Annotated in this window: 17 protein-coding genes; 10 read left to right on the forward strand and 7 right to left on the reverse strand. The window is 60.1% G+C overall.

Features of this window, described 5'->3' with window-relative positions; genetic code table 11:
* Positions 1-67: 67 nt before the first annotated feature.
* The 3 genes from gpgS to gpgF are packed head-to-tail and all read left to right on the forward strand — an operon-like array spanning position 68 to position 2,941.
* Complete coding sequence (gene gpgS / locus HV782_RS22635) at positions 68-1,180, forward strand: N-acetylglucosaminyl phosphatidylglycerol synthase (protein WP_437180144.1); 1,113 nt, start codon at positions 68-70, stop codon at positions 1,178-1,180.
* Entirely contained in the window at positions 1,173-1,949 is a 777-nt protein-coding gene (gene gpgD, locus HV782_RS22640) for an N-acetylglucosaminyl phosphatidylglycerol deacetylase (protein WP_186748190.1), read from the forward strand. Before gpgS ends, gpgD begins: the two co-directional genes overlap by 8 nt.
* Positions 1,946-2,941, forward strand: coding sequence for a glucosaminyl phosphatidylglycerol flippase (gpgF, locus tag HV782_RS22645; RefSeq protein ID WP_123467250.1), 996 nt, complete (start codon positions 1,946-1,948; stop codon positions 2,939-2,941). The genes gpgD and gpgF overlap by 4 nt, the downstream gene beginning before the upstream one ends.
* Positions 2,942-2,970: 29 nt before the next feature.
* Here the strand turns inward: gpgF and HV782_RS22650 are convergent, their stop codons facing one another.
* On the reverse strand, positions 2,971-3,147 hold the full coding sequence (locus HV782_RS22650; RefSeq protein WP_186748189.1) for a hypothetical protein: 177 nt from the start codon (positions 3,145-3,147) through the stop codon (positions 2,971-2,973).
* Between the two features lie 102 nt (positions 3,148-3,249).
* Positions 3,250-4,098, reverse strand: a complete 849-nt coding sequence (gene purU / locus HV782_RS22655; RefSeq protein ID WP_123467252.1) for a formyltetrahydrofolate deformylase — start codon at positions 4,096-4,098, stop codon at positions 3,250-3,252.
* Between the two features lie 336 nt (positions 4,099-4,434).
* Between purU and mvaT the strand changes: the two genes are divergently transcribed.
* Positions 4,435-4,812 (forward strand): histone-like nucleoid-structuring protein MvaT, encoded by a 378-nt coding sequence (gene mvaT, locus HV782_RS22660; protein ID WP_038366705.1) that lies wholly within the window; start codon positions 4,435-4,437, stop codon positions 4,810-4,812.
* Positions 4,813-4,909: 97 nt separating this feature from the next.
* On the opposite strand, the gene sbcB is transcribed toward mvaT, so the two are convergent.
* On the reverse strand, positions 4,910-6,340 hold the full coding sequence (gene sbcB, locus HV782_RS22665) for an exodeoxyribonuclease I (RefSeq protein ID WP_186748188.1): 1,431 nt from the start codon (positions 6,338-6,340) through the stop codon (positions 4,910-4,912).
* A 181-nt stretch (positions 6,341-6,521) separates the two neighbouring features.
* On the opposite strand from sbcB, the gene HV782_RS22670 reads away from it, so the two are divergent.
* Genes HV782_RS22670 through HV782_RS22695 form a run of 6 tightly spaced genes read left to right on the forward strand, consistent with a single transcriptional unit; the run spans position 6,522 to position 13,241 of the window.
* Positions 6,522-7,247 (forward strand): RDD family protein, encoded by a 726-nt coding sequence (locus tag HV782_RS22670; RefSeq protein ID WP_123467256.1) that lies wholly within the window; start codon positions 6,522-6,524, stop codon positions 7,245-7,247.
* On the forward strand, positions 7,244-8,221 hold the full coding sequence (locus HV782_RS22675) for a stage II sporulation protein M (RefSeq protein ID WP_186748187.1): 978 nt from the start codon (positions 7,244-7,246) through the stop codon (positions 8,219-8,221). Before HV782_RS22670 ends, HV782_RS22675 begins: the two co-directional genes overlap by 4 nt.
* Positions 8,208-9,755 (forward strand): DUF4129 domain-containing protein, encoded by a 1,548-nt coding sequence (locus tag HV782_RS22680; RefSeq protein ID WP_186748186.1) that lies wholly within the window; start codon positions 8,208-8,210, stop codon positions 9,753-9,755. Before HV782_RS22675 ends, HV782_RS22680 begins: the two co-directional genes overlap by 14 nt.
* Complete coding sequence (locus tag HV782_RS22685; RefSeq protein WP_186748185.1) at positions 9,752-10,915, forward strand: DUF4350 domain-containing protein; 1,164 nt, start codon at positions 9,752-9,754, stop codon at positions 10,913-10,915. The genes HV782_RS22680 and HV782_RS22685 overlap by 4 nt, the downstream gene beginning before the upstream one ends.
* The gene (locus HV782_RS22690; RefSeq protein WP_186748184.1) at positions 10,912-11,913 is read left to right on the forward strand and encodes an AAA family ATPase; all 1,002 of its coding nucleotides are present in this window, start codon (positions 10,912-10,914) and stop codon (positions 11,911-11,913) included. The genes HV782_RS22685 and HV782_RS22690 overlap by 4 nt, the downstream gene beginning before the upstream one ends.
* Positions 11,910-13,241, forward strand: coding sequence for a DUF58 domain-containing protein (locus HV782_RS22695; RefSeq protein ID WP_186748183.1), 1,332 nt, complete (start codon positions 11,910-11,912; stop codon positions 13,239-13,241). Before HV782_RS22690 ends, HV782_RS22695 begins: the two co-directional genes overlap by 4 nt.
* A gap of 17 nt (positions 13,242-13,258) precedes the next feature.
* Here HV782_RS22695 and HV782_RS22700 read toward each other — a convergent pair whose 3' ends face one another.
* From HV782_RS22700 to HV782_RS22715, 4 genes are read right to left on the reverse strand one after another with little or no spacing between them, the layout of a single operon-like run.
* Positions 13,259-13,555 (reverse strand): hypothetical protein, encoded by a 297-nt coding sequence (locus HV782_RS22700; protein WP_148050917.1) that lies wholly within the window; start codon positions 13,553-13,555, stop codon positions 13,259-13,261.
* Positions 13,556-17,281: an Ig-like domain-containing protein gene (locus tag HV782_RS22705; RefSeq protein ID WP_186748182.1), complete on the reverse strand. Its 3,726-nt coding sequence runs from the start codon at positions 17,279-17,281 to the stop codon at positions 13,556-13,558.
* A complete protein-coding gene (locus HV782_RS22710) occupies positions 17,274-21,353 on the reverse strand; it encodes a Tc toxin subunit A-related protein (RefSeq protein ID WP_186748181.1) in 4,080 nt (1,359 codons plus the stop codon). The genes HV782_RS22705 and HV782_RS22710 overlap by 8 nt, the downstream gene beginning before the upstream one ends.
* Positions 21,354-21,402: 49 nt before the next feature.
* On the reverse strand, positions 21,403-25,059 hold the full coding sequence (locus HV782_RS22715) for a Tc toxin subunit A (protein WP_186748180.1): 3,657 nt from the start codon (positions 25,057-25,059) through the stop codon (positions 21,403-21,405).
* Between the last annotated feature and the right edge of the window lie 142 nt (positions 25,060-25,201).

Raw genomic sequence — 25,201 nt, forward strand, 5'->3', positions numbered from 1 at the left:
CCGACCGAACATCTATTCTTGATAAAGGTCAACCAAGGGAGTACCACGCAGCGGAGGGACAGTCACCGTGCACATCGCCGACATCACCATGTTCTACGCCCCGGCCAGCGGCGGCGTGCGAACTTATCTGGATGCCAAACACCGCCGGCTGGGCGTTAAACCTGCAACTCGCCACAGCCTGCTGATCCCTGGCGCCCACTTCAGTGAACACGATGGTGTTTACACGGTTCCCGCCCCCGCTCTGCCCTTTGGCAAAGGCTATCGTTTCCCGGTGCGGCTCGCGCCGTGGCGCGACGTCCTGCAGGATTTGCAGCCCGATCTGATCGAAGTGGGCGATCCGTATCTGACCGCCTGGGCTGCCCTGGATGCGCGGCGGCAACTGGATGTGCCGGTGATCGGCTTTTATCACTCGGACCTGCCACTGCTGGTCAGCAACCGCATGGGCCATTGGGTCACGCCGAATATCGAAGCCTATGTCACCCGGCTCTATGGCAACTTCGACCGGGTCCTGGCGCCGAGTCAGGTGATGGCCGACAAACTCATCGGCCTTGGGGTGCGCAATGTGTTCGTGCAACCGCTGGGCGTCGATTTGCAAACCTTCCATCCTGACGCCCGCGACCCCGGACTGCGCGCAGAACTGGGCATCGGTGAGGACACACGCCTGTTGATCTTCGCCGGGCGCGGCTCGAAAGAAAAAAACCTGCCGATCCTGCTCAAATGCATGCAGCGCCTGGGCCCACGCTATCACTTGTTGCTGGTCGGCTCGTCAATGCCCGCCGGGGTGCCAGACAACGTCAGCGTGATCGACAGTTTCTGCCCGGCGGCGACCGTCGCGCGCCTGATGGCCAGCGCCGATGCGCTGTTGCATGCCGGCGATCAGGAAACCTTCGGTCTGGTGATCCTTGAAGCCATGGCCTGTGGCATTCCGGTGGTGGCCGTGGCGGCCGGCGCTTTCACAGAGATCGTCAGCGAATCCTGCGGCCTGCTCTGTGCACCGAATAACCCGCAAGCCATGGCCAATGCCGTGCGCGAGCTGTTCAGTCGCGGCGCTGAAAAGCTCGGTCAGCAGGCACGCCAGCATGTAGAGCGGCATTACGCCTGGGACACGGTGGTCGACAGCCTGCTCGGGCACTATCACGCCGTGCTCGGCCACGCGCTGCCCAAGGTTGCCAATGGCTGAGCCACTGAATCGTCCCGCCGTGTTACTGGTGCTGCACGACGTGGCACCGCAAACATGGGCGGATTACCAAGCGTTTGTCGAAGCCGTCGACGCCATGGGCGACGTGCCGATGACTTGGCTGGTCGTGCCGGATTTTCACCGCCGTAACGCGCTCGACGCCCATCCGGGGTTTTGTCGCTTGCTCAGCGAACGCGTTGCCCGTGGCGATGAACTGGCCCTGCACGGCTATTTCCATGACGACCAGGAACCCGGCCCGAGCACGCCGCGCGACTGGTTCATGCGTCGTCTCTACACCCATGAGGGCGAGTTCTATCAGTTGCCACACGAGGCCGCCCTCGCCCGCCTGCGTGCCGGCATTGCAACGTTCCAACGCCACGATTGGCCGCTGCACGGTTTTGTCGCCCCGGCGTGGCTGATGAGCGACGGCACCCGTCAGGCCTTGCGCGAATTGCCGCTGAGCTACACCAGTGATCCGCAACATCTCTATCGGTTGCCGGATTTCACCCCCATCGCTGCCCCGGGGCTGGTCTGGAGCGCGCGCAGTGCCTGGCGTCGGGGCGTGTCAAAAATAGTCAGTGCCCAGCGCGAACAGCGCTGGCGCCAGGCACCGGTGATTCGTCTAGGCTTGCACCCGGTGGACATGCGCCACCCCTTCTCTCGGGATTACTGGCTGCACACCCTTGAACGACTGCTGGCTGAAGGACGAGTGCCAATGACCAAGATCGACTGGCTGACGCAACAGCGCCAGTGCCTGGAGCACGCCGCATGAGCCGCGGCATTCTGTTGTTGATCGGCTTGCTCGCGGCGCTGCTGATCCCTGTCGTGCTTGGCGGCAGCGACACCTGGGCGCGCCTGCAAAGCTTTCCGCTGAACTGGTTGCTGATCATGTTCGGCATGATTCTGCTGTGCTGGGGGATCAACACCCTGCGCCTGAGGCTGTTGCTCGGCGATCAACGGGAGCGCGTCACACCGCTGAAGAGTCTGGGGGTGGTGATGGCCGCCGAATTCGCCTACTGCGCCACCCCCGGCGGCAGCGGCGGACCGCTGACGATCATGGCGCTGCTGGCCCGCTGCGGGGTACGCCCGGCCCGTGGCAGCGCGGTGTTTGCGATGGATCAGTTGAGCGACTTGCTGTTCTTTCTCTGCGCCCTGAGCGCGATTCTGATCTACGCGTTGTTTCAGCACCTCAGCGATCGCCTGGAGTGGCTGCTGATCGTCAGCGCGGTTTCCCTGTTCGGCGGCCTGCTCAGTTGCGTCGTCCTGGCGCGCTACCATCGCCGCTTGATTCGCCTGAGCGGACGCCTGCTCGCCGGCATGAATGTCCAGCACCGAACACGCCGGCGCTGGGCGCGCAAACTCCTGCACTTTCTCGCGGCGTTCATCGACACGCTGAAACTGCCGACACAGACCTTGATCAAGGTTTTCGCCCTGACCTGCGTGCATTGGCTGCTGCGCTACAGCGTGCTGTATCTGGCCCTGCGCGGGCTGGGCGCGGACCTGCAGTGGGCGTGGAGTTTTCTGGTACAGATGCTGTCGCTGGGTGCCGGGCAGTTCAGCCTGTTACCCGGCGGCGCGGGCGCTGCGGAGTTGACCTCGGCGGCACTGTTGACGCCCATGGTCGGCAAATCCACCGCCGCGGCAGCGATCCTGATCTGGCGGGTGGTGACGTATTACTTCTATTTGCTGGTGGGTGGGCCGGTGTTTCTGTTGATGTTGGGGCGGCCGCTGTTGCGCAAGTTGATGAAGGTGTCGCAGACGTAAAAAGATCACAGACTCCGGCAGCGCTCTTTTCAGCGTCTGGAATCTGAATCGTCGGATTCTTCCTTTAACTGCTCCCACAACTCGGCAGCCCCGGGAAACTCCGTACCATCCTCCGGGCTCATATCCTCCGGGTCATAGCGGCTCAGACAACCTTCGCCCAATGTGGCGGGCGCTTTGGAAGTGGCTTTGTCCAGTGGATCGCTCATCAGCATGTCCTCGGGTCGGAAACGGCGAAGGGGCCTGAATGAAGAAGGGCCTGAGCGATTGAACGCCCAGGCCCTTCAGAATTCAAGCGCACGTGCGTTCGATCAGAACACCACGGTCTTGTTGCCGTGCACCAGCACGCGATCTTCGAGGTGATAACGCAAGCCACGGGCCAGCACCATCTTCTCGACATCGCGACCGAAACGCACCATGTCTTCGATGCTGTCGCTGTGGCTGACGCGGACCACGTCCTGCTCGATGATCGGGCCGGCATCCAGCTCTTCGGTCACGTAGTGGCAGGTCGCACCGATCAGTTTCACCCCACGCAGGGAAGCCTGGTGGTACGGCTTGGCACCGACGAACGATGGCAGGAAGCTGTGGTGAATGTTGATCACCTTGTGCGCATATTCGCGGCACAGTTCCGGCGGCAGAATCTGCATGTAGCGCGCCAGCACCACCACCTCGGCATCGTGCTGTTTGACCAGGCGCGACACTTCGGCGAACGCCGGTTGCTTGTCCTGCGGATTGACCGGGACATGGTAATAAGGAATGCCGTGCCACTCGACCATGCTGCGCAAGTCGTCGTGGTTGGAAATCACGCAAGAGATTTCGCAATCCAGTTCATCGCTGTGCCAGCGATGCAGCAGGTCGGCCAGGCAGTGGGATTCGCGGCTGGCCATGAGCACCACGCGCTTTTTCTGCTCGGTGTCGGTGATGCGCCAGTCCATCGAGAACTCTTCGGCGATTGGCGCAAACTTCTCGCGCAATACTTCAATACCGAAGGGCAGCGAATCGGCACGAATTTCGTGACGCATGAAAAACCAGCCGATCTGATTGTCGGAGTGGTGGCTCGCTTCAGTGATCCAGCCGTTGTGGGACGCCAGAAAGTTACTGACTTTGGCAACGATGCCAACGCGGTCCGGGCAAGAGATCACCAGCCGATAGGTGCGCATGAGGGGGAAACTCCAGAACTTCGCAAAGGCCGCCATTCTAGCGACTGCGCAGGAAAACTGCAGTATTGATGACCGTTACCGTGGCTGCCGCTCCGAATTACGGCTTTTTGACGGAATGATTCGTCAGGACAGTGGCGCACCGATGGCCTGGTTGATCAGGCAACTGTGAATATCTGTGATGACTGCATCACACTATTTAACGGGGCATTCAATTTATCGCTAACTCTTGTAACTAAATTAAATAAAAAGTCCGGTTAAATGTTTACTTGATGAAACAGCCTGACTATTATTGCCGCACTGTCCCCTGTCATTCAGCACTCTACTAAGGTAGTAATCATGTCCTTGATCAACGAATATCGCGCCACCGAAGAAGCAATCAAAGAGCTGCAAGCCCGTTTGAAGAACCTGTCGCAAGACGACAAACTGCAAGCCGAGCTGGAATTCGAAGGCAAACTGCGCACCCTGATGGGCGAATACTCCAAATCCCTGCGCGACATCATCGCACTGCTGGATCCGGATGCAAAAACCAAGGCACCACGTGGCGGTGCAGTAAAAACTACTGGCACCAAGCGTGCACGCAAAGTTAAACAATACAAAAACCCGCACAATGGCGAAGTCATCGAAACCAAAGGTGGCAACCACAAAACTCTGAAAGAGTGGAAAGCCAAGTGGGGCGGCGACGTGGTTGAAGGTTGGGCTACCCTGCTGGGCTAAGCCGCAATGCCTTCGCAGAGCAATCCGCGAAAAAAATAACGCCAGCGAATGCTGGCGTTTTTTTATGTGCGTTTTTCAGAGCCGGTCATGTTCGTTTTCAAAGATCCAAACGTTTGCGTAATGCCTGGACATAATTCTGCCATTGATTGAGCACCTCTTTCTGACTCGCCGTCGCACTATGCATCCATTCGTCGGCCGCCTCTGTAAAAGATGCCAAGGTATTCGGAGCGCCCCATTCCGGCGCAGACAAACGCTGCTGACAAAATATCCGCCAGCGTTCTTGCTCTTCAGAATTCAACGTATCGGGAAAGTTGCGCGCTCGATATCGAAAGAGCAATTCGGGCAAACGTTCATCATCGAAAGGCCATTGCTCTTGCGCTAGTTGAGCAGGGTCAGCGCTTCTGACTTGCTCACATAGACGTCGATCGCGGTCACCGATAAATCCGTCGTACAACTGTTGCTCCGGATCTTCGCTGGGGATGAAATCTTCGCTGGCATAAATGGCCGCGACTTTATCTTTCCAAACTTGTTGTGCGTCAGTTAGTCGCAGTGCTCGTGCCTGATACAACGCCATGTCCAGCCCCAGACGCTGCTGATCTTCGCCACGCAACACCGCCAGGGGCGCGACCACCGGGCAACGATTGATGTGAATCAGCTTGAGCGGCACCGGCAGTTGGCCTTCGGGCAAATCGTCACGACGGGTGTACAGCCGCTGGCGCAGGGTCTGCGCGTCAAGATCGAGCAAGCCCTGCGGATCGAGGTGCAGATCGCAGACGATCAAGGCATTGCGATTCTTCGGGTGCCAGGCCAGTGGCAGCACCACACCGACGTAACTGCGCGCCGCCGAGAAGCGCCCGGACACATGCACCAAAGGCTGTAACAGGCGAATCTGATCCATCACCTTCTGCTTGCTGCGCAACTGAAACAGCCAGTCATAGAGTTTTGGCTGCTTCTCACGGATCAAGCGCGCTAGGGCGATGGTCGCGCGCACGTCGGACAACGCTTCGTGGGCATGCCCGTGATCAATGTGATTGGCGGCGGTCAGGCGTTCGAGCTTGAGGGTCACCCGGCCTTCGTCATCGGTCGGCCAGACCAGACCGTCGGGGCGCAAGGCATAGGCCGCACGCACCACATCAATCAGATCCCAGCGACTGTTCCCGCCCTGCCACTCGCGGGCATAGGGGTCGAAGAAATTGCGATACAGACTGTAACGCGTCATCTCATCATCGAAACGCAGGGTGTTGTAACCCGCGCCACACGTGCCTGGCGCAGCAAGCTGCGCGTGCACGCGGGTCATGAAATCGGCTTCGCTCAAGCCCTGTTCGGCGAGCTGGCTCGGGGTGATACCGGTGATGGCACAGGCGGCCGGATGCGGCAGGATGTCTTCGCTGGGCTGGCAGTAGAGGTTGACCGGCTCGTCGATTTCGTTGAGCGCGTGGTCAGTGCGAATCCCCGCCACCTGCAACGGGCGATCGCTACGGGGATTGATGCCAGTGGTTTCGTAGTCGTACCAGAAGATAGAAGTCACGGGCGGTTCCTGAACTGAAGATCGGCGAAGTCTAGGCGTTCAACTGCGGTCGCGGCCAGCCTCGCGTCATTCAGGCACCCTGCGACACACGATGTGCAATACATAGTTATGTCGTTTTCCCCCGAGAGACTGCTAGCATCGGACTCACTCGCACCCCGAACAGGCGAACATCAGGTAGCCCATGCTCGAGCCTACAGCACTGCCAAGGAAAGCACCGCTGACCCCGCCGCTGGATACGCGGTATCAGGTCGAAACGCCGGAAGGCATCGACCTGCCATTGCGCCCGGCCGGGTTGATGGTGCGGGCCGTGGCCTTCACGATCGATCTGGGCATTCGCGGCGCGATCATGGCCGTGCTGTTTATCGCTCTGGCGTTTCTCGGCAAGCTCGGCATGGGTCTGGGCTCGCTGCTACTGTTTGCGATCAGCTGGTGGTACATGGTGCTGTTCGAAGTGTTGCGTCAGGGCCGCTCACCGGGCAAACAGTGGATGGGCCTGCGCGTGGTGCACGACGACGGTACGCCCGTCGGCTGGTCGGCTTCGCTGCTGCGCAACCTGCTGCGCTTCGTCGATCTGCTGCCGTTCGGCTACTTCCTCGGCGCCATCAGTTGCCTGCAACACCCGACCTTCAAACGGCTTGGCGATATGGCAGCGGGCACGCTGGTGGTCTACAGCGAGCGGCCACTGACTCGCCCGCCATTGCCGAGCGCCGAACCTCGTCGATCGCCCATTGCCCTCAGCCTCAACGAACAACGCGCCATCCTCGGTTTTGCCGAACGTCAGGGCGAGTTGTCAGTGTCGCGGGTCAATGAACTGGCAGCATTGCTGGCCCAGCCACTGCATATCTCCGCGCCGAAGGCAGTCGCGGAACTCAATGGCATCGCCCGTGGCTTGTTGGGGCCGACATGAAGCAAAGCCTTTTCGAAAGTCGTCACAAGGCCGAATGGGAGCGTTTTGCGCTGACCCTCGAACGTCTCGAGCGCGGCAAGGACACCTCGCAAGTCGCCGGTTTCCCCAAAGCCTATCGCAGCCTCTGCCACCACCTGGCACTGGCCCGGGAACGCGGTTACAGCAGTTTCCTCATCGACTCGCTGCAACAGCAGGTACTGCGCGGGCATCAACAGCTATACCGGCATCGCAGCCGTTTGGGCGCCAACCTTTTGAGTTTCATTCTTGCCGACTTCCCCAGGCTGGTGCGCGCCGAATGGCGCTTCGTACTGGTCGCCGGCCTGCTGTTTTTCGGGAGCCTGATCGGCGTTGGCGTGCTGGTGTATGCCTTTCCCGAACTGGTCTACAACCTGATCCCGGCCGACCAGGTGCGTGAGATGCAAGGCATGTACGACCCGGTGGCCGGTCACCTCGGGCGCCCCGTCGAACGTGCCGCCAGTGAAGACTGGGTCATGTTCGGTTACTACGTGATGCACAACATCGGCATCGCCTTTCAGACCTTTGCCAGCGGTTTGCTGATGGGCGTGGGCAGTGCGTTTTTCCTGTTCTACAACGGTCTGGTGATCGGCGCGGTGGCCGGGCACCTCACCGAAATCGGTTTCGGCCAGACCTTCTGGTCGTTCGTGATCGCCCATGGTGCCTTTGAACTGACCGCGATTGCGCTTGCCGGCGCAGCCGGTCTTGAACTCGGCTGGGCCTTGATCGCCCCCGGCCGCCTGACTCGCGCCGAGGCGTTGAAACGGGCGGCGCGCAAAAGCGTGTTGCTGGTCTGCGGCGTGATGCTGTTCCTGCTTATTGCGGCGTTCATCGAGGCGTACTGGTCATCCAGAACCAGCGTTGCACCGCACACCAAATATCTGGTGGGTGCGGGACTGTGGTTAGGGGTCGCCGCTTATTTGCTGTTCGCCGGAAGGACACGCCATGCGCCTGAGTGACGCCACCGTGGTGATCCGTCCGCGCACGACCTGGGAAGCCATGGATCTGGGCGTGCTCATGTGTCAGCAACATCGACGTTTGTTGATGACCAGTTGGGCGATCGTCACCCTGCCGCTGTTCGCCTTGCTCACGGTGGTGTTGTGGGACTCGCCGTCACTGGCGGTGTTTATCTTCTGGTGGCTGAAGCCGGCGTATGAACGACTGCCGCTGTACATCCTGTCCAGGGCGCTGTTCGGGGAAACGCCGACACTCGGACAAGCCTTGCGCGAATGGCCGCGTCTGCTCAGGCCACAACTGCTGGCCAGTCTGACCTGGCGACGCCTGAGTGTCAGCCGCAGTTTTCTGATGCCGGTGATGCAACTCGAAGGGCTGGACGGCAATGCCAGGCAGCAACGTCTGCACGTACTGCTGCAGCGCAACGCCGGCGCCGCGCAATGGCTGACCATCATCGGCGTGCATCTGGAAACCGCACTGTGGATCGGCCTGATGGTGCTGTTCTACATGCTCTTGCCGCAGCAGATCGAAACCGACTGGGACTGGCAGTCGCTGATCCTCGCGGCGGATCACGACTGGCGCTGGCTCGAACACCTGACCAATGCCTTGTATGCGCTGGTGCTCGTGGTGTGGGAACCGATATATGTCGCCTGCGGTTTCAGCCTGTATCTGAACCGCCGCACGCAACTCGAAGCCTGGGACATCGAACTGGTGTTCCGCCGCTTGCGCCAGCGTCTGAACCACAGTGTGTTGGGGCTGATCCTGGCGGTCTGTCTGGTGTTGCCGAATGTACCGTCAGTCCGGGCTGATGAACCCGACACCGGCCCCGACGCCCCACGGCTGCTGAATCAGCCCCTGACCAGTCAGGCGTCGCGCGACAGCATCAAGGCCCTGCTTGAACAACCGCCGTTCAAGAACAAAGAAAGCGTTACTCGTTACCGCTTCGGCGATGACCCGGCAGCCCCGGCCAAAGAGCAAACACCCGATGAATTGCCACAGTGGCTGAAAACCCTGTTGGGCTGGCTCGACGGTCAGCACCTCAACACCCTCGCCAAGTTTATTGAAGTACTGCTGTGGGGCATTGTCATCGCCTTGCTCGGCGGGTTGATCTGGCGCTATCGCGAGTTTCTGCAAGCTTTTGTCAGTCGCCGCCCGACACTGCCGGCCAAGCCTGCACGAGCCCTGCCAGCGCAGGCGTTCGGTCTGGATCTGAACCGGGACACCCTGCCTGACGATATCGCCGGCAGTGCCGAACAACTCTGGCACAGCCAGCCCCGTGCAGCGTTGAGCCTGCTCTATCGCGGGCTGCTCAGCCAACTGCTCCATGACTTCGATCTGCCGCTGAAATCCGCCGACACCGAACATCAGGTACTCGCCCGGATCGAACAACTGCAGCGCCCGGAACTGCTCGCCTTCAGCCGCACCCTGACCACGCACTGGCAAAACATGGCCTATGGGCATCGCCTGCCGGCGGCGCATCTGCAACAACAATTGTGCGATGGCTGGCGCGCGTTGTTCGACCACGGAACTGCGCGTTGAGCCGGCGTACGGTGTGGTGGCTTGGCGCACTGATCGTCATGCTGCTCGGCGTATTGAGCGTATTTATGTATCTCAAGGCCAGGCCTTATCAGGAAGTGGTCGATCACGGCCCATCGCCGGCGGCGCAAGCCAATCCCTATCTGGCAGCTGAGATGTTTCTGCGTGAGCGCGGCATCAATGTCAGCCACGCTGAAAGCCTTACCGTATTGCCGCAGATCGACCCGCGTCGACACACGCTTCTGCTGTTCAACGACCGTTCACGGATGACGCCGCGTCAGGTCGATCAGGTATTGAACTGGGCGCGCGCTGGCGGACGTCTGGTGTTCGTGGCGGAGTCGATATGGGACGAGCAGACCAAGCAGAGCAACGACCTGCTGCTCGACCAGGTGCAACTGCATCAGTCCTTGAGCAAGGATCTGAAAGACTCCCCGCCTGTTCAGGAATCAGAGCGCTTCCCGAAACTGACCAGACTGTACCTGGAAGATGAGGACGCACCGGCCTACGCCGGGTTCGACACCGACTTCCATCTCGATGACCCGAAGAACCTCGCACAGGCCTGGGCCAACAGCGCCAAGGCCACGCACATGATGCAACTGCCCTACAGCCTCGGCTCGATCACCGTGGTCACCGATGCCGACCTTTGGAAAACCACCGCCATCAGCCAGTACGACAACGCCTGGCTGCTCTGGTATCTGAGCGCCGACACCGACGTCACACTGATTTACAACACCGTGCACGACGGCCTGTTGACCTTGCTCTGGCGCTATTTCCCCCAGGCCATCGTCGCCCTGCTCGCGCTGATTGGCCTGTGGTTGTGGCAGGCCGGCGTACGTCATGGTCCGCTGCAGGCGCCGGCGCCGAAGGGGCGCCGACAGTTGCAGGAGCACCTGCGCGCGAGTGCCGACTTCACCCTGCGCCACTCGGGCCAGCAGGCATTGTTGCAGGCCTTGCAACAGGACGTCCTGCGCCGCGCCCGCCGCCGACATCCCGGTTTCGCTCAACTGAACGTCGCCGAGCAATGGCTGGCACTGTCACGCCTGACCCGGCAACCCACCCGCGCCATCAGCCAGGCCCTGAGCCCGGTGTCGAAGCGGCGCCTGTCCAGTGCTGACTTCTGCCGTCAGGTCGCCCATCTGCAAACCTTGAGGAACACGTTATGACTGAACAGATCGAGCCCGGCAGCGCCAGCCACGCCGCCCAGCAGCGCCAGCGCGCCAGTCAGTTGGCGCAGGCCGTGCGCGGCGAATTGCAGAAGGCACTGATTGGCCAGAACGCCGTGATCGACGACGTGTTGACCGCGCTGATTGCCGGTGGCCACGTCTTGCTCGAAGGCGTGCCGGGGCTCGGCAAGACGTTGCTGGTGCGGGCACTGGCACGCTGCTTTGGCGGCGAGTTTGCGCGCATCCAGTTCACCCCGGACCTGATGCCCAGCGACGTCACCGGCCACGCCGTGTACGACCTGCAGAGCGAACAGTTCAAGCTGCGCAAAGGCCCGCTGTTCACCAACCTGCTGCTGGCCGACGAGATCAACCGCGCCCCGGCGAAAACCCAGGCGGCGTTGCTGGAAGCGATGCAGGAGCGTCAGGTCACCCTCGAAGGCCGGGCCCTGCCGATCGCTCAACCGTTCATGGTCCTCGCCACGCAAAACCCGATCGAACAGGAAGGCACTTATCCGTTGCCGGAAGCCGAGCTCGACCGCTTCATGCTCAAGGTGCGCATGGACTATCCCGATGCCGATCAAGAGTTGAACATGGTGCGTCAGGTCAGCCGTTCGACCCGCGCCGACATGCTCGACGTGCAGCCGCTGCGCACGGTCTTGCAGGCCAAGGATGTGCAGGCACTGCAGCGCATCGCCAGCGATTTGCCGCTGGACGATCAGGTGCTCGACTATGCTGTCAGACTCGCACGCAGCACCCGCACCTGGCCGGGCCTGAGCCTTGGCGCCGGGCCGCGCGCCTCGATTGCACTGGCACGTTGCGCACGTGCCCGTGCCTTGTTGCGTGGCGGTGAATTCGTGATTCCCGACGACATCAAGGGGTGCGCCCTGGCCGTGCTGCGCCATCGTGTGCGCCTCGCCCCGGAGCTGGATATCGAAGGCTTGCAAGTCGATCAGGTGTTGCAGCAATTGCTCGATCAAGTCCCGGCGCCGCGCCTGTGAAACCCTCGCGCCTGCTGCTGATCTGGCTGCTGATCCTGGCGGCCATCGGCATCGTGCTGGGCACCTTGCAAGCACTGGAGATCAATGTCCCGGCGAGCCTGCTGTCGATCAACTGGGGATTGCTACTGGCCTTGCTCGCCTTGGCGACGCTCGATGCAATGCGCCTCAAACGCCTGCCCGCAGTGCGCATCAGTCGACAGATTCCCGGCAGCCTGGCGCTCGGTCGCTGGAGCGAGGTAAGTCTGGAGGTCGCGCATGAATTTACCGAGCCGTTGCAGGTTCAAGTGTTCGATCACGTCCCCGAGGGTTTGAGTTTCGAGCACTTGCCGCTGTCGGTCGAATTGCAACCCGGCCAGCGCAGCCTGATCGGCTATCGCCTGCGCCCGCTCAAACGCGGTCACTTCAGCTTCGAACATTGCGAGATCAACCTGCCGAGCCCACTGGGATTATGGTCAGGCAAGCGCCTGCTCAGCGTCGTCGACAACACCCGCGTCTACCCGGATTTCGCCCGACTCTACGGTGGCGAACTGTTGGCCGTGGACAACTGGCTCAGCCAGCTCGGCGTACGCCAGCGGCAGCGTCGCGGTCAGGGTCTGGAGTTTCATCAGCTGCGCGAATTCCGCGAAGGCGACAGCCTGCGTCAGATCGACTGGAAAGCCACCGCCCGCCAGCGCACGCCGATTGCCCGGGAGTATCAGGACGAGCGCGATCAGCAAATCATCTTCATGCTCGACTGTGGTCGACGGATGCGCAGCCAGGACGATGAGCTGTCGCATTTCGATCACGCACTCAATGCCTGCCTGCTGCTCAGTCATGTGGCATTGCGTCAGGGCGATGCGGTGGGGCTGAGCACCTTCGCCGGCGATCAACCGCGCCATCTGGCGCCTGTCAAAGGCAGCGGCCAGCTCAATGTGTTGCTCAACAGCGTCTACGATCTCGACAGCACGCAACGCCCTGCCGACTATCAGGCTGCAGTCAATCAGCTACTGCTTCGGCACAAGCGCCGGGCGCTGGTCATTCTCGTGACCAACCTGCGCGATGAAGACGATGATGAACTGCTCAACGCGGTCAAACGCCTGAGCACGCAACATCGGGTGCTGGTGGCCAGCCTGCGTGAAGAGACGCTGGATACGTTACGCCAGACCACGGTGCAAACGCTGCCTGAGGCGTTGGCTTATTGCGGGACGGTGAATTACTTGAATGAGCGGGCAGAACTCCATGAGCGCTTGAGTGCGCATGGCGTTCCGGTGGTGGATGTTCGGCCCCCGGAGTTAGGGGCCGAGTTGGTGACGCAGTATCTGCAGTGGAAACGAGCGGGAAACCTGTAGCGTCTTCGCTCCCAGCCTCAGGGCCGCTCGACCACGGTGAATACAAATTGCTTACTGTCGAAAGGCTTTCCTTTGGGGTCACGAATTTGTGCCTGGATGGTCATGCTTCCCGCTGCACTGGCCCTGAAGTTTTCATACGCCTCGCCTCGAATATTGGTTTTAGTTCGCAACTCTTGCTCGACGCCGTTCTTGATCCAGACTACCTCCACGCTCTCAAGGGGCGCTTGACTGACAGCAGAAAAGATCAGCGCAGAGATGAGTGTCAATTCTCCCACCTGAATCACTTGATTTCCCGGTACAGTCAGTCGCTTCACCTAGGGAACATCAATTGGCACCGCTAGAGATTGTATTTCCCAGCCGGCAAGGCCGCCCTTGACCAAGGCTTGTAAAAAACCCTGCCTGATAAAGGGACGTTCGAAGATGACCATTGCGATCCCGTCTTCATTCGTTTTGCTCTGTAAGAGCGAGACGTTTTCAAATGTCCACTTCACCCACACATCCGGCAGAGGTTTCCCCGTCAAGGCCGAAACAACAGTCGCACCCGCATGGACTTGCTGCCCCGGTGAATCGACGCTGAACAGCGACTTTATTTGACGAGGTTCATCAAGGAAAAACGCAAACGAAACCGATTCCGAATACTGCGCATCGCCCACCGTTGCCGTCAGCTCAATGGCCCCCGGCGTAGTGGGCACAAAACGGATCTTCGCAACCCCGTAGAAGTTCGTCACCGTGGTAACCACGCCCAGCTCCGGGCTGCGCCAGGTTACCGTCAGGCCCGCCATCGGCCTGCCACTGACAGACGAGACCACGCTGATCTGTTCAGACACCGCCTCGCCCCACAGCAGCGTCTGCGTGGCTCGCTGACTGGCAAGGATTTTCAGCACTTGAGTTCCCGACCCCAATGACATTGCATTGGCCGGGGACAGCCTGGCCAGTTTCGATGAGGCCAGGCGCAGGGCAAAGCTGGCGTCCTTCAGATCGCCGGTCACGAAGGTGTAAGGAAAACCCGCGTTGCTGAAAGATATAGGCGTTCCAAGGCCGGGATATTCGAAACGGATCCCAGACTCGGCAGGCCCTGCCCCGCTCATCCCCAGGGTCAGTTGATGATCGAACAAGGGGCTGTTTTGCGCAGCCATCACATGGATGGTGTGCTGAGCGCGGCGGCGCGGGAAGCAGGTTACCTCCCCCCAGGGCTGCGCTGGCTGACCATCGAAACTGACCGTCACGCCCTTCCACGGATCGACCTCCAGCGCTTCGACGGTCATTGACTGCGAATCCCGATAGCCGTCATAGGGGCTGAACAGCGATGCCTGCACCGTTTTCTGCCCGGCAGAGGTGGGCACAAACGGGAACCCGCTCCAGCCATCGGCGGCGGTATTCATTTCGTGGGTTTTTTCCTCCGCCACCCAGCTGACGGGGGCCTGATCGACGGCACGGTCGGTGAAATGCGAAACCACCTGGACCCACATCCACGCCGAATCCTCGTTCACTACGGGCTCGATCGGCGATTCACGCCACGCTTCGATGCGTACTTTGTTGTGCGCCAGGTCCATGGGTTTGGGCGTGGCAGCAAAGTCCAGCTGAGGGAGCGCCAGCGACAATGAAAACTGGCCAGGTTGCTCGCTGGCGGAAAAATCCAATGTCCACAGCGCCCCGCCATCACTCAACGGTTGCCCGGCATTCAGTGCTGGCTGCACTGTCGCGGCCAATGCTTCGGCGGAGGTACCCGACCATACCAGCCATGCCTGCAAACCCACCAACGGGCTCAATGCATTGGGCAAAACGTTGAAGCGGTGCCGCGCGCCCAGGCACGGAAAAAGGCTGCGAGAATCCAGCTCAGCGTGGATTTGATCGAGCACCAGACTCAACTCTTCAGTCAGGTCTGCGGCGATCAGACGCCCGGACAATTCCCGTGGCAGTTCAACGCTTTCAAGGCGCAACACCAGATCGAACAGGCTGCTGATGCTGGACTCCGCCGTTGAGGCGAGTTGCCATTGCACCCCTGCCTGTACCAATGGCTTGGGGATGTCCAGATCGGCAGGTTGCAAGCCGATCGCGGGCGCCTCACCTCGCCAGTGCAAACTGATGTTTTTATCGGTCCACGGGCTGCCGCTAACCGGTTCGACTCGCAGCGTATGGATCTGCCCGCGACGGCACAGCACGCCCAGCGTATTGCGCTCGACTTCCACCCCGTCCAGAAAAATGTTGACCTGGTTATTCCACGGACTGGTCGCGACAGCTGTGACATCGAACGACTGCTCGATCGCACTGGCCTCGGCATGTGCCTTGACGCTGGCCGTGACCGTCCTGGCTCCGGCGCTTTTTGGCGTGTAGAGCAAACTGGCCCAGCCACCGGCCCCGGTGACAGTGCGCACGATGTCGTCCTCGGGTGTCTCCCAGTCGACCAACGCATTGGTCACCGGATCGCCATCCCCCAGGGTCACGTCGTGTAATACCTGCACGCGCAGCAACACGCTTTCTTGCTCATCGACAATCGGAAACTTATTGGCGCCGCGCACCTCGCCGACCTTGACCCGGTTGCGCGCCAGTGACATGGGTTTATCCGGTGACGGCAACAGCAGCTTCGAGCAGACCAGTGACAATACAAACCGGCCGTCACTGCTGTCGTCGCTGGTCAGCGTCCAGACCGTGTCGACGCTGTCGACCGGCACGGGTTGTTCAAGCGCCGGGCTGACCACGACGCCCAATTGCGTCTGGCTATCGCCGCGCCAATGCAGCGACAGTTCAGAGTCCAACAAAGGACTGTCGACAGGCACGCGGATCTGCAAGGGATGGGCACTGCCACGATTCGGATAACCGGTCGCCTCCCAGCCCGTCGCGTTTTCGTCGACAATCACCGACAGCTCACGCCACGGGTCCGTGGCCAGTACGCGGACATCGAAGCGGCGTGAAACCACACCGCCAGCGTAATAAGGGCTGACAACCGACGCTTCGATGACGAACTCACCGGCCTGCGTTGGCTGGTAATCGAAATACGCCCAACCATCGTCACCGGAAACAGCGGCGCCTTTGACGCCTGCACCCGCTTGCGCCCAGGTCACGGTGCGCCCGCTGATGGCCTGCGCGGTGTAAAACGACACCACTCGAACACCCAATTGCACCTGTTGCCCGTATTCGAAAATCGGGTAGTAAGCCGCGTCCTTTTCCGCCCCGAAAGCCAAACGGTGATGCCCCAGCGATACGGGAATGGTGTAAGCCTCGGCGCGGTACTGGTTGAGCAGGTTCAGCGTCAACTCATGCTCTTGGTCATCGCCGAGGAAGGGGCAGTCGAGCAACCATTGGTCTTGCAGCGGCTGATCAACCTGCCAGTCGGGTGTCGCCAGAATTGCGTCTTGCGGATTGCCTTGGATGATCAGTGCAGCCTTGGTTTCACGCCAGCTATTGTCCGGCTCAGGCACAAAGGTCAATCGGTGAGAATCGGTGTCTGTCGCGCCAATGCACAGGTGCAACGTACGGCCTGGCGCCAGGGTCTCTTGGTCTATCTGCAACGCCTGCAACGCCAGCGGCGCCAGACGCAATTGGATGTCGACGTGGGTGATACGCAGTCTCGAAGCCTCAATATGCGCTTCATTCAGAGGGCTGGTAATTTCAAGACGAAGTATGTCGCCACGCGCAATCGGCAGTTCCAGCGCCTGTTCGTATTTAATCGGCCTGAACTCCAGCGGTTGTCCCGCTGCCAGTCGGGCCCGGTCTTGCTCGCTGTTGCGCGAGTCTCCAGGCTTGAGTTCAATCTCCAATAACAACTGCGTATCTCTCCAGAGGCGCAGCCAGCCTGATTCCTCGTGCCGTATCTCACAGAGGAAAGTCAGGGTGTAATGCGCGTCGACGCCGGGGTCTTTGGGCAAGGTCATCTCTTGTCTCACCCAGCCTCCGTCCACGGCTTGCAGAAAGGAGGTGACGTTACCCTCATACATTTCACTGCCGGTGCCGACCAGGCCACTTCTGCTCCAGTGCTCCAGATCGGTAAATTCGCCGTTGCGCACCAGACTCTCGTTCGCTTGAATCACCGGTTCATTCATGATTGCGCACTCCCTTGAGCATTGTGTTTTGACCGGTACGTTCAGCTTTGGTCACCATGTCTTCGACCGTTCGGGCAAAGGTCCGCTCGCCGGCCTTTGCGGTGTAGCGAACACGCAAGATGATGTCCGTCAGCGAGTTCAGCGTGGCCGCTTGCGGGCTTTTCAACGGCCAGGGAAAACTGATTTTCCAACTGGAAACCACCCCGGTATTTTCAAAAGGATTGAGCAAACCCTCGTCGGGTTTCATCGCCGTCAGACCGTTGTCGGCAACGCCTGTGGACAAGGCAATCTGCTGACCGCTACGCAGGTTGAACAACACATCCGAAGGCGCCGTGCCTGTCGGTTTGTGCAAATAGGCCACCGACTGCGCCGTGGCTCGGGTCGCCGTCATGCTGCCGATCTGCAGCAAAGTGGCTCGCACGTCCTCGTAGGGCCCGGTCAACACCGGCAGATCGACTTCTACCCCACTGATCTGGCGGCAGTAGTGCCCCGGATGATCACGATCAAACAATAGCTGCGTCAGTTTGAATTCCAGCGTGCCGCTCTCGCGCAATATTTTGAGCGCACTGGCCCAGCCGTCAGCGCCGGTTTGCAAGTCCACCCGGTCCTCGAACAACTGCCGCAGGGAGACGGTCTTCACCAGTTCCAGCCGCCGCTCGTGGCGCTGCAGGTATTCACGCTCCATACGCAGCAAATGCCCACGCAGGTGCTCGCCGGCCGTCAGACCATGCCGATGATCAAGCCAGACATTGGGCAGGGGAATCTGCGCATCGTAATCACCGGTCTCGGCGCTCAGGGATGCCTGGGCGTTGAGGCACAGGCTGATGACGGCATCGTAAGCCTGATAGTGCAAGGCCTTGAGCTGGCCCAACAGCCAGCCGTACAGCTCGGCATTGCTCGCGCGTTTTTTCAGAAAGTTGTAAACCGTCAATGCCTGATCGTTGGCCCTGAGGGTTTGCTCAAGATTCAATCGGGCCGCCGTGATGGCGTAACCCTGCGCCACGATTTGCGCGTCGATGGCCCGCACTTCCGCCAAGGCCTGATCACGTTGCAGCGCCCATTCGTTGCGACGACGGCGATACGCTTCGGTGGTGGCTTGCCTGTCGGCATCCAGCTGCTTCATGTTCGAGGCGATGCCCAATCCGAAGCTGACGGCTTCAAGCACCTGGTCGGCGCGGTGCCCGCCATTGGCGAAGCCGAAAATATTCGGCAGCGCCGCCATCAACGCCGCAGCGGGCTTGATACTGGAGGACGTCACCGCCAGGACTTTCGCTGTGGCCAGGTTGTCCATGACCTCATATTCGTATTGCGAAATATTTTCGACATAGCGTTTGTTGTAGGCTTCGGCGCGCTCGCTGGCCACCAGGCTGCTTTGCTCCAACGCGGTCACATTCGCCTCCAGTTGGGCGATGGATTGCTCCTGCATGGACCGGGCGTAAGCGCCCAATTCGACGATATGGCTTTGCTGCGTCTCTTCCTGCTCGGCACGATCCCTGCGTTCCAGCAGGTTCAGCACCTGGCTGCCGTAATCCTGCAGCGACTGCACCGCACGCAACGCGACCTCGAATATCACCCGCCAGCGGAATGCGTTGACGACCAACCGCCCGCCCATCGGCCGCGGCCCGGCGACACCGCCCGCCGCCAGATCACGCAGTAATTGATTGGGATCGGTGGGCGGGCTGAACAACGGGATATCCAGTGGTTTGCCATCGAGGGTGAGATTGTTGCGCAGGTTATCCAGACGCTGTTGCGGTGCCGCGAACAGGTCCAGCAGTGACTGATTGATCGGTATTTCAAAAGGCCCGCAACCCACCACCCCGAGAATGGGCGGGGTATCGGAAGCGGCAGGAAGATCCGCCAGGCTGTAATCCAGCGTTTGCTCGAACTCATCCAGCGCCGTGCGCGCGCCGCACTGGGTCAGCAAGCTCTCAACCGTCGCGGTTTGCCAACGGGTCACGGTGCGTGCCGTCGGTGCCTTGCCCATCAGAAACCCGGCCTGCACATAGCACAACTTGGCCGCCACCAGACTGTCACGGGTCAGTTGCCGGTAATACCAGTCGCCCCATGCCATCAGGTTTCTCACGTAGTCGCTGAACACCAGAACCTTGAAGTGTTCCGGTGCTGCATAACCGATGGCATCCGGGTCGGTGGGGGCCATGGCCTCAAACCCCGGATTGCCCAGGTCCGCCAGTGGACGGCAGCGCCAATACCGCGGTTTCGGATTGACAAGCTTCGCCGGCGTTTGTGGATCGGCGACGGCTTGCGGATCAAACAGGTAATGCAGCCAGACCTGCGCTTCGCCAAAGCGCTCCTCGTCGCGCATACGCGTGGCCATCAAGTGCGGCAGATGAAAAAACAACTCCCAGAAGAACAGACCGTTGGCACCGTCGAAAGCACCGTTGGGCTCGGTGAATACGACGCCGGTAGGCGGTGGTTCGGACAGAAACTGGGTATCCCAATCCAGTACCGCATCCACGGAAATACCGGCGCGCTGTACCAGTTCCGGAGCGAACAGTGAATTCAGACGGGAGAATTTCAGCGCCAGGCCGGGCTGATTGAGAGACAGAAATTGCGCGGCGTCGATGCTGTTTTTTACCAGTGTCGGCGCGGAGAAATCCATGAGATCGACAATGGTCAGGTCAAATGCCTTGCCTCCAAGTTTGCCGGCAGCATCGCCGAAGGAGAAGGTGGTTGCCCCCCAGCTACCGGCTCTTCGCGAGTAGGTCAGCACATCAGTTGTCCAGCCGCCCGCTATTGAAAAGGTTTGAACAACATCCGCAGGGTCATCCTCGGTTCTGAAGTTCAAGGCCAGTTTCATGGTCGCATCGCCGTCGCCCAGTCCCGTTGGCCGGCAAAAACCCTGAACCGTCAGCACATCTTTGCCATCCACACGCAACGCCGTGAATTGCACATCCAGATAGGGCGTCATGGCGCCCAGCGTCGTTACGCGAGAGACCACCGTTACCTGACTGCCGATTGGGTGCTGCACCGTCTCGGCGCTGACAAAACGATTCTGCAGCGCCAATTCCAGCCAGGCACCACCATCGTCAGTGACAGGCTGCATCAGCACATCACGGACGACCTGCGCGCTCAGCTTCTTTTTGTCACCCGTCTCGTCGTTGGTGATCAACACACCCAGCTTGCCCTTGGGGTGCAGATAGTTCTCGCGCACCGTCGCAATCAGCCGCGCACCGGCACTGAGATCCTCTTCATACTCCGCACTGTGCACAGCCAACGGCGCCGACCATTGGCCGTTCTGCGTCATGAATGCCAGGTTGATCTCCAGTTTGTAGGGAATGTATTCGTCCGCCTTCTTAAGGGGCACCCGGTCGCGCCACTCTGCCCAGACCAGACACAAGCGGCCATTCCAGAACACCGGGCGAATATCCAGCACGCGATTACCCGCCGGGATGTCCACCGCCTGCCATTCGCTCCAGGCCGCCGGATTGATGGCCTTATCCATGGAAGTGAGTTCAACCTCGACCTTGCGCCAGAAATACTGGAACGGCTGCTCGCGCTGACGCCCGACAAAGTAATAATCGGCGCGGGCCGGGGTCTTGCCGTTCATGTAGCCGCTGATGACATCCAGATTGCAGGTCTGCTCGAACGTTTGCAGGTAATCACGCAGCGCCGCCTGTGCCGAATCGTTGCTCAAGCGGCTCTGAGTGAGAGCGCTCTCCAGGGTTTTGAACAGGCTGGTCTTGCGCTGCCGTACAAAAGGATTGATGAAGTTTTCCGGGTAGCACGCGATCAACTGCACGGCGGCCCAGTCCGGGTAATTGTTGGTGAGTTCCCACTCGGCCAGATGGCGCGGGTCGAACTGGTGCGTGGTATAACCTGGCTCGAGTTTGCGATAAACGGCATGGATGTACTGCTGCGCGCAACTGGTCGCTTCGGCCACCCAGGAGCTCTGCACCGGGTAGGTGTCCAGCGGGTCCATGCGCAGTAGTTCAAACAGGTCATCCGGTGTTTCCAGAAAATCATAAGTCTGTGCGCCGAACTGTCCGATGCAGTATTCAAGCAGCGCCAAACGACGTTTTTCCAACAGCCCGCCAATATTGCTCAATGCCATGATCTTTGCTCCCTGGGGGTATCACTCGGGGTGAAACTGTTGCGCAGGCTCATGCCGGCACCTCATCGCCTTCAAAGGTGATGGCCTCAAAATTGGCAGAGGTGTTGCCGGTTTGACTGAGGACACTGAACACGAATGTCCCGCCAGTAGCGCTGGAGACAAAGACACGCGTCAGCCCTTCCTGATTGGTGAAGCCTTGCGCAGGCCGGATGCTCGCACTCTGTTCTTTATTTAAATTGACAACTCTGTAACTCCAGTCCACGAGCAGGTTTTGGCCAAGATTTCCATAGTTATCCCGCAGCCTGGCGTAGAGCTCGACCTCTTGGCCCCGCGGCACGGTTTCCAGGGGCACTGGGGATTTGTCCCTCTCCGAAAAACTCAGCGAGTCGAAATCGGCCATCACCTGGATGGGCGGAGCGTTCTCGGGCTCAAACAAATCCAGCCAGTATTGCGGCGTGTCCGTTCCCATGACCTTGCCCGGAACAAAATCGGTTTGAAGCACGCCGTTTACATCGGTTTGTTTAGTTTCAACCGTGCCGAGCGTCGCACGCCAATAAACCGTAACGAACTTCAACGCCTGCCCCTCAGCATCCGTGAGGGTCACGGTGTAGGTGGCTTTCGAATCGGACTTGTTGGCTACAACGGTCGAGTTGTCGACGTTGCACGTGATCGTGACCAGTTGTTTCAGGTCGCCCTGCGCCTGGATAACCGGCACTCGCGCCCGAGTCTCGCTCAGCAAGGCCAGTTCCGCCGCTTCGGCGTAGGCCCCTTTGTCGAGCGTCGCGGGCAACCGGCCCATCAGAAAAATCGTCAGCGCATCCATGCCGCTGTCGGCTGACAGCACACGCACGCGCATCAACAGATCCAGTTGTGTCAGGTCCTTCAACACTTTGAGCTCTGACTCGTCAACGCGGCTGACACACTCATTGACTTCCTGCACGCTCCAGCCGAAGAACCCGGCCAGTTTGATCGCGGCGGCCTGTTGCGCCAGACGCGCAGCATGGCCGGTGACTTTCGGCAGTGCATTGACCTGACGCAGATAGTCCAGAAGCGCCTGCTCTGGCTGTTCACTCAGGCTGAACGCCCGTGTGAGCGTGGTGAGGTAATAAAGCGTACGCACGGTGAACGCATATTTGTCCGCCTGATTGAGCCAGGCCAGATGACCGTAATCCAGATAGTCCTGCAACAGCGTGGCGCTCAACCCCAGCGTCGTCGTCACCTCCGCCCGCCGGCGCACCTCGCCCAACAGCGTCAGTAACGGATCCGGTTCTTCGTTGCGCCCGCGTAATGTTTCCTGCACATCGAGACCGACGTGTTCGATCACCTGTCGCAGTAATTGGTAGACCGTAGCGTTTGACCAATCGAGCAGGGCAATGGACCGATCGACCGGAACGCCTGCATAGACAGCCAGGGTCTCCCTGACCAACGACACCTGAGCGTCCCGCGCCTGCAAGACCACACTGAGCATGGTTTCGACAATCGAATCGCGCTGCGGCGTGCCGATGTCACCCAGAGCACTTTCAACCGCCCACGCCAACTTGGCACGCAGGAAGCTCAAATAAGCGTCTGCTGTTCCCACTGGGGCCAATACCAGGCCGTCAGCATCCACGACAGGGTCGAGGTTGTCCGCGTGACTGGTGAGAAAGTCCAGCCAGTTGGCCGCGCCTGCAGAGGGTACGCCGGCCATCAACAAGGCGCCGTTGCTCAACAGCGCCGTCGACAGCAGATTGCGAATCTGCTCGAAAAACTGCCGATCCGACTCCGACGCCTCGCTCATGGGCTGCACCGGTGCCACGTGTTGCAGCATCCACGACACCGACAGCCCGCTGTCCTCGCACCATTGCACACAGCTGGACATGGCCTCGATCAGGTTCAACACATCCGGTGTGCCCGAATTGGGCGCGTGGATGGCCGGCTCGCCTGCGAGAGCAGGAAGCCATTGCTCGTGCTCGCCACCGAGCAATGTCAGCATCAGCAAACCTTCCATCGGTGTAATGTTCAACAGCCGAGGCAACTTCACCAGCCGATAAAAACTGGAAACGATCGCCGCGGTGCGCGTCAGGTCTTGGGAGAGCCCGTGTGCAGAGGCCACCGCTAACGCCAGGTAATGATAAGTCTGCAGGTCGATCGCCAGACCCTCGCACAGTTGGCTGATGGTCAGGTCCGAGACGCCCGGTAGCGGCATCAGCGGAAACGTCGCGCCATCGAGCTTGAACGGTTGGCGGTAGTCGCCCTGATGATTGAAGACCTGATCAAACGGTGACAGCACCTCGGCGCGACCGTAAACCGCCAATTCGTCAATAAACACCGCAAAGTCCGCCGGCGTGCATTGGTAGCGCTCGCGCAGGCTCTGGTAAAGGCCGAGAGCCCGCACCACGCCTTCGGTAATTTCCCAATTGTTCGCCGTTTCGGTGCCGCGACTTTCAGCGCGCATGGCAGCCGCCAGAAGCGCGTCCACCTGATCGAACGGCAACTCCAGCCAGTTGGCCAGACGCACCATTCGGTTCATTCGGTCATAGCCGTTCAGCCCTGCGGCGTCGCTGGGATTTGCTGTCAATTTGTGCAGAATTGACGGGGCTGAACTGTCTTCGGTGAGTCCGATCGCCGAATGCTGGTTCTTGTTGATGTAAATCGAACCGGAATGACCGCTTTCCGCCTCATTGGGCGGTACTTCAGGGGTGAATTTCACATTGGCCGAACGCACCGGAGCAAAGGTGCGCACCGACAACAGGCTTTCGATTGCCCGGGTATCGAGCTTTGTCCGTCCACCGAAGAACGTCACCTGGTTGAGGTTCTGCCAATCCAGCACGTCGGCGCCATAGTTGTCCCGGTAAAAATCGTTACGTTCGCCCACCACTGCGGCCGGCTCAGTCAGCAATTGCCGCTGTTTGGGCCCCAGCCGCGATGCATGGATCATGGCAGCACGCGCAGCATCGGTATCGCCGGGGAGCGGCGACAAAAAATAGGGATAGATCAGATCAACCCGTCGGGAAAAATCACCGACCGACAATCCGTGGTGACGGGCGACCGTGTCGATCGTGACCCAGTGCTGGTAATAGGGCAGACCGTTGGGGTAACGCGCCGCGAGCAACGCATCTTCCAGTGGCACGCCGGGTTGGTGTTCGGAGATGAACGTTTCCAGCACCGCGACAATGATGTCGACCGACGATACCGAGCGGTACACCGCATTGAAATCGACCGACAGCCGCTTCAGATCCTTGCGTCGATCATGCAGCGGAAACTTTTCTGTCTCGACGCCGTAAAGTTCGATACGGTCGCGGATCCAGCGCAACAGATCGATCAGATACGCCACCGGCGAGGTGATCGACTCCAGGCCATCCGGTGGGCACAGCGAATCAAAAGAGGTGGGGAACAGGCGTTCATAACTCGGACCATCGACCATCGCCAGAATCCCGCTCGACCGCGCTGCCTGCGCCCCTTTATCGCCGCTGAGGGTCCGCTGAATGAACTGGCGACGCACGTAGGTGGCCATGCTGTTCAACCGGCGCAGAATTTGCCGGGCATCCTCCGCACCCAGCGTGTGCTCCAGCACCAGGCCCTGAACGCCTTTTTCCACCAGTGGAAAAATCGAGCCTCCCTCCTCAAGGTACTGCCTGAGACTTTCCAGCCCAGCATCCCGGGATTGTTTTTCTTCGCCAAACAACTGCTCGAACAGTTGCACGGCAGGACGGCGCGAATCAGCCATGATCAGGGTTCCTTGAGGCGACAGAAGGTCCGGGCAACCTGACACTTGGTGTCAGGTTGCACATTCGATGAGGAAGATTGAGCGCTTCGACAGCAGCGCCGTCTACTGTCAGATCTGACAGGTGCACAGACCGTTAGTCGGA

It is taken from the genome of Pseudomonas monsensis, assembly GCF_014268495.2.
GTDB lineage: Bacteria > Pseudomonadota > Gammaproteobacteria > Pseudomonadales > Pseudomonadaceae > Aquipseudomonas > Aquipseudomonas monsensis.

Coding starts and splice junctions, on each gene's coding strand:
- HV782_RS22690 (WP_186748184.1), top strand. CDS start 10,912: ATGACTGAACAGATCGAGCCCGGCAGCGCCAGCCACGCCGCCCAGCAG.
- HV782_RS22705 (WP_186748182.1), bottom strand. CDS start 17,281: ATGAATGAACCGGTGATTCAAGCGAACGAGAGTCTGGTGCGCAACGGC.
- HV782_RS22670 (WP_123467256.1), top strand. CDS start 6,522: ATGCTCGAGCCTACAGCACTGCCAAGGAAAGCACCGCTGACCCCGCCG.
- mvaT (WP_038366705.1), top strand. CDS start 4,435: ATGTCCTTGATCAACGAATATCGCGCCACCGAAGAAGCAATCAAAGAG.
- HV782_RS22650 (WP_186748189.1), bottom strand. CDS start 3,147: ATGAGCGATCCACTGGACAAAGCCACTTCCAAAGCGCCCGCCACATTG.
- HV782_RS22710 (WP_186748181.1), bottom strand. CDS start 21,353: ATGGCATTGAGCAATATTGGCGGGCTGTTGGAAAAACGTCGTTTGGCG.
- gpgD (WP_186748190.1), top strand. CDS start 1,173: ATGGCTGAGCCACTGAATCGTCCCGCCGTGTTACTGGTGCTGCACGAC.
- purU (WP_123467252.1), bottom strand. CDS start 4,098: ATGCGCACCTATCGGCTGGTGATCTCTTGCCCGGACCGCGTTGGCATC.
- HV782_RS22715 (WP_186748180.1), bottom strand. CDS start 25,059: ATGGCTGATTCGCGCCGTCCTGCCGTGCAACTGTTCGAGCAGTTGTTT.
- HV782_RS22675 (WP_186748187.1), top strand. CDS start 7,244: ATGAAGCAAAGCCTTTTCGAAAGTCGTCACAAGGCCGAATGGGAGCGT.
- gpgF (WP_123467250.1), top strand. CDS start 1,946: ATGAGCCGCGGCATTCTGTTGTTGATCGGCTTGCTCGCGGCGCTGCTG.
- HV782_RS22680 (WP_186748186.1), top strand. CDS start 8,208: ATGCGCCTGAGTGACGCCACCGTGGTGATCCGTCCGCGCACGACCTGG.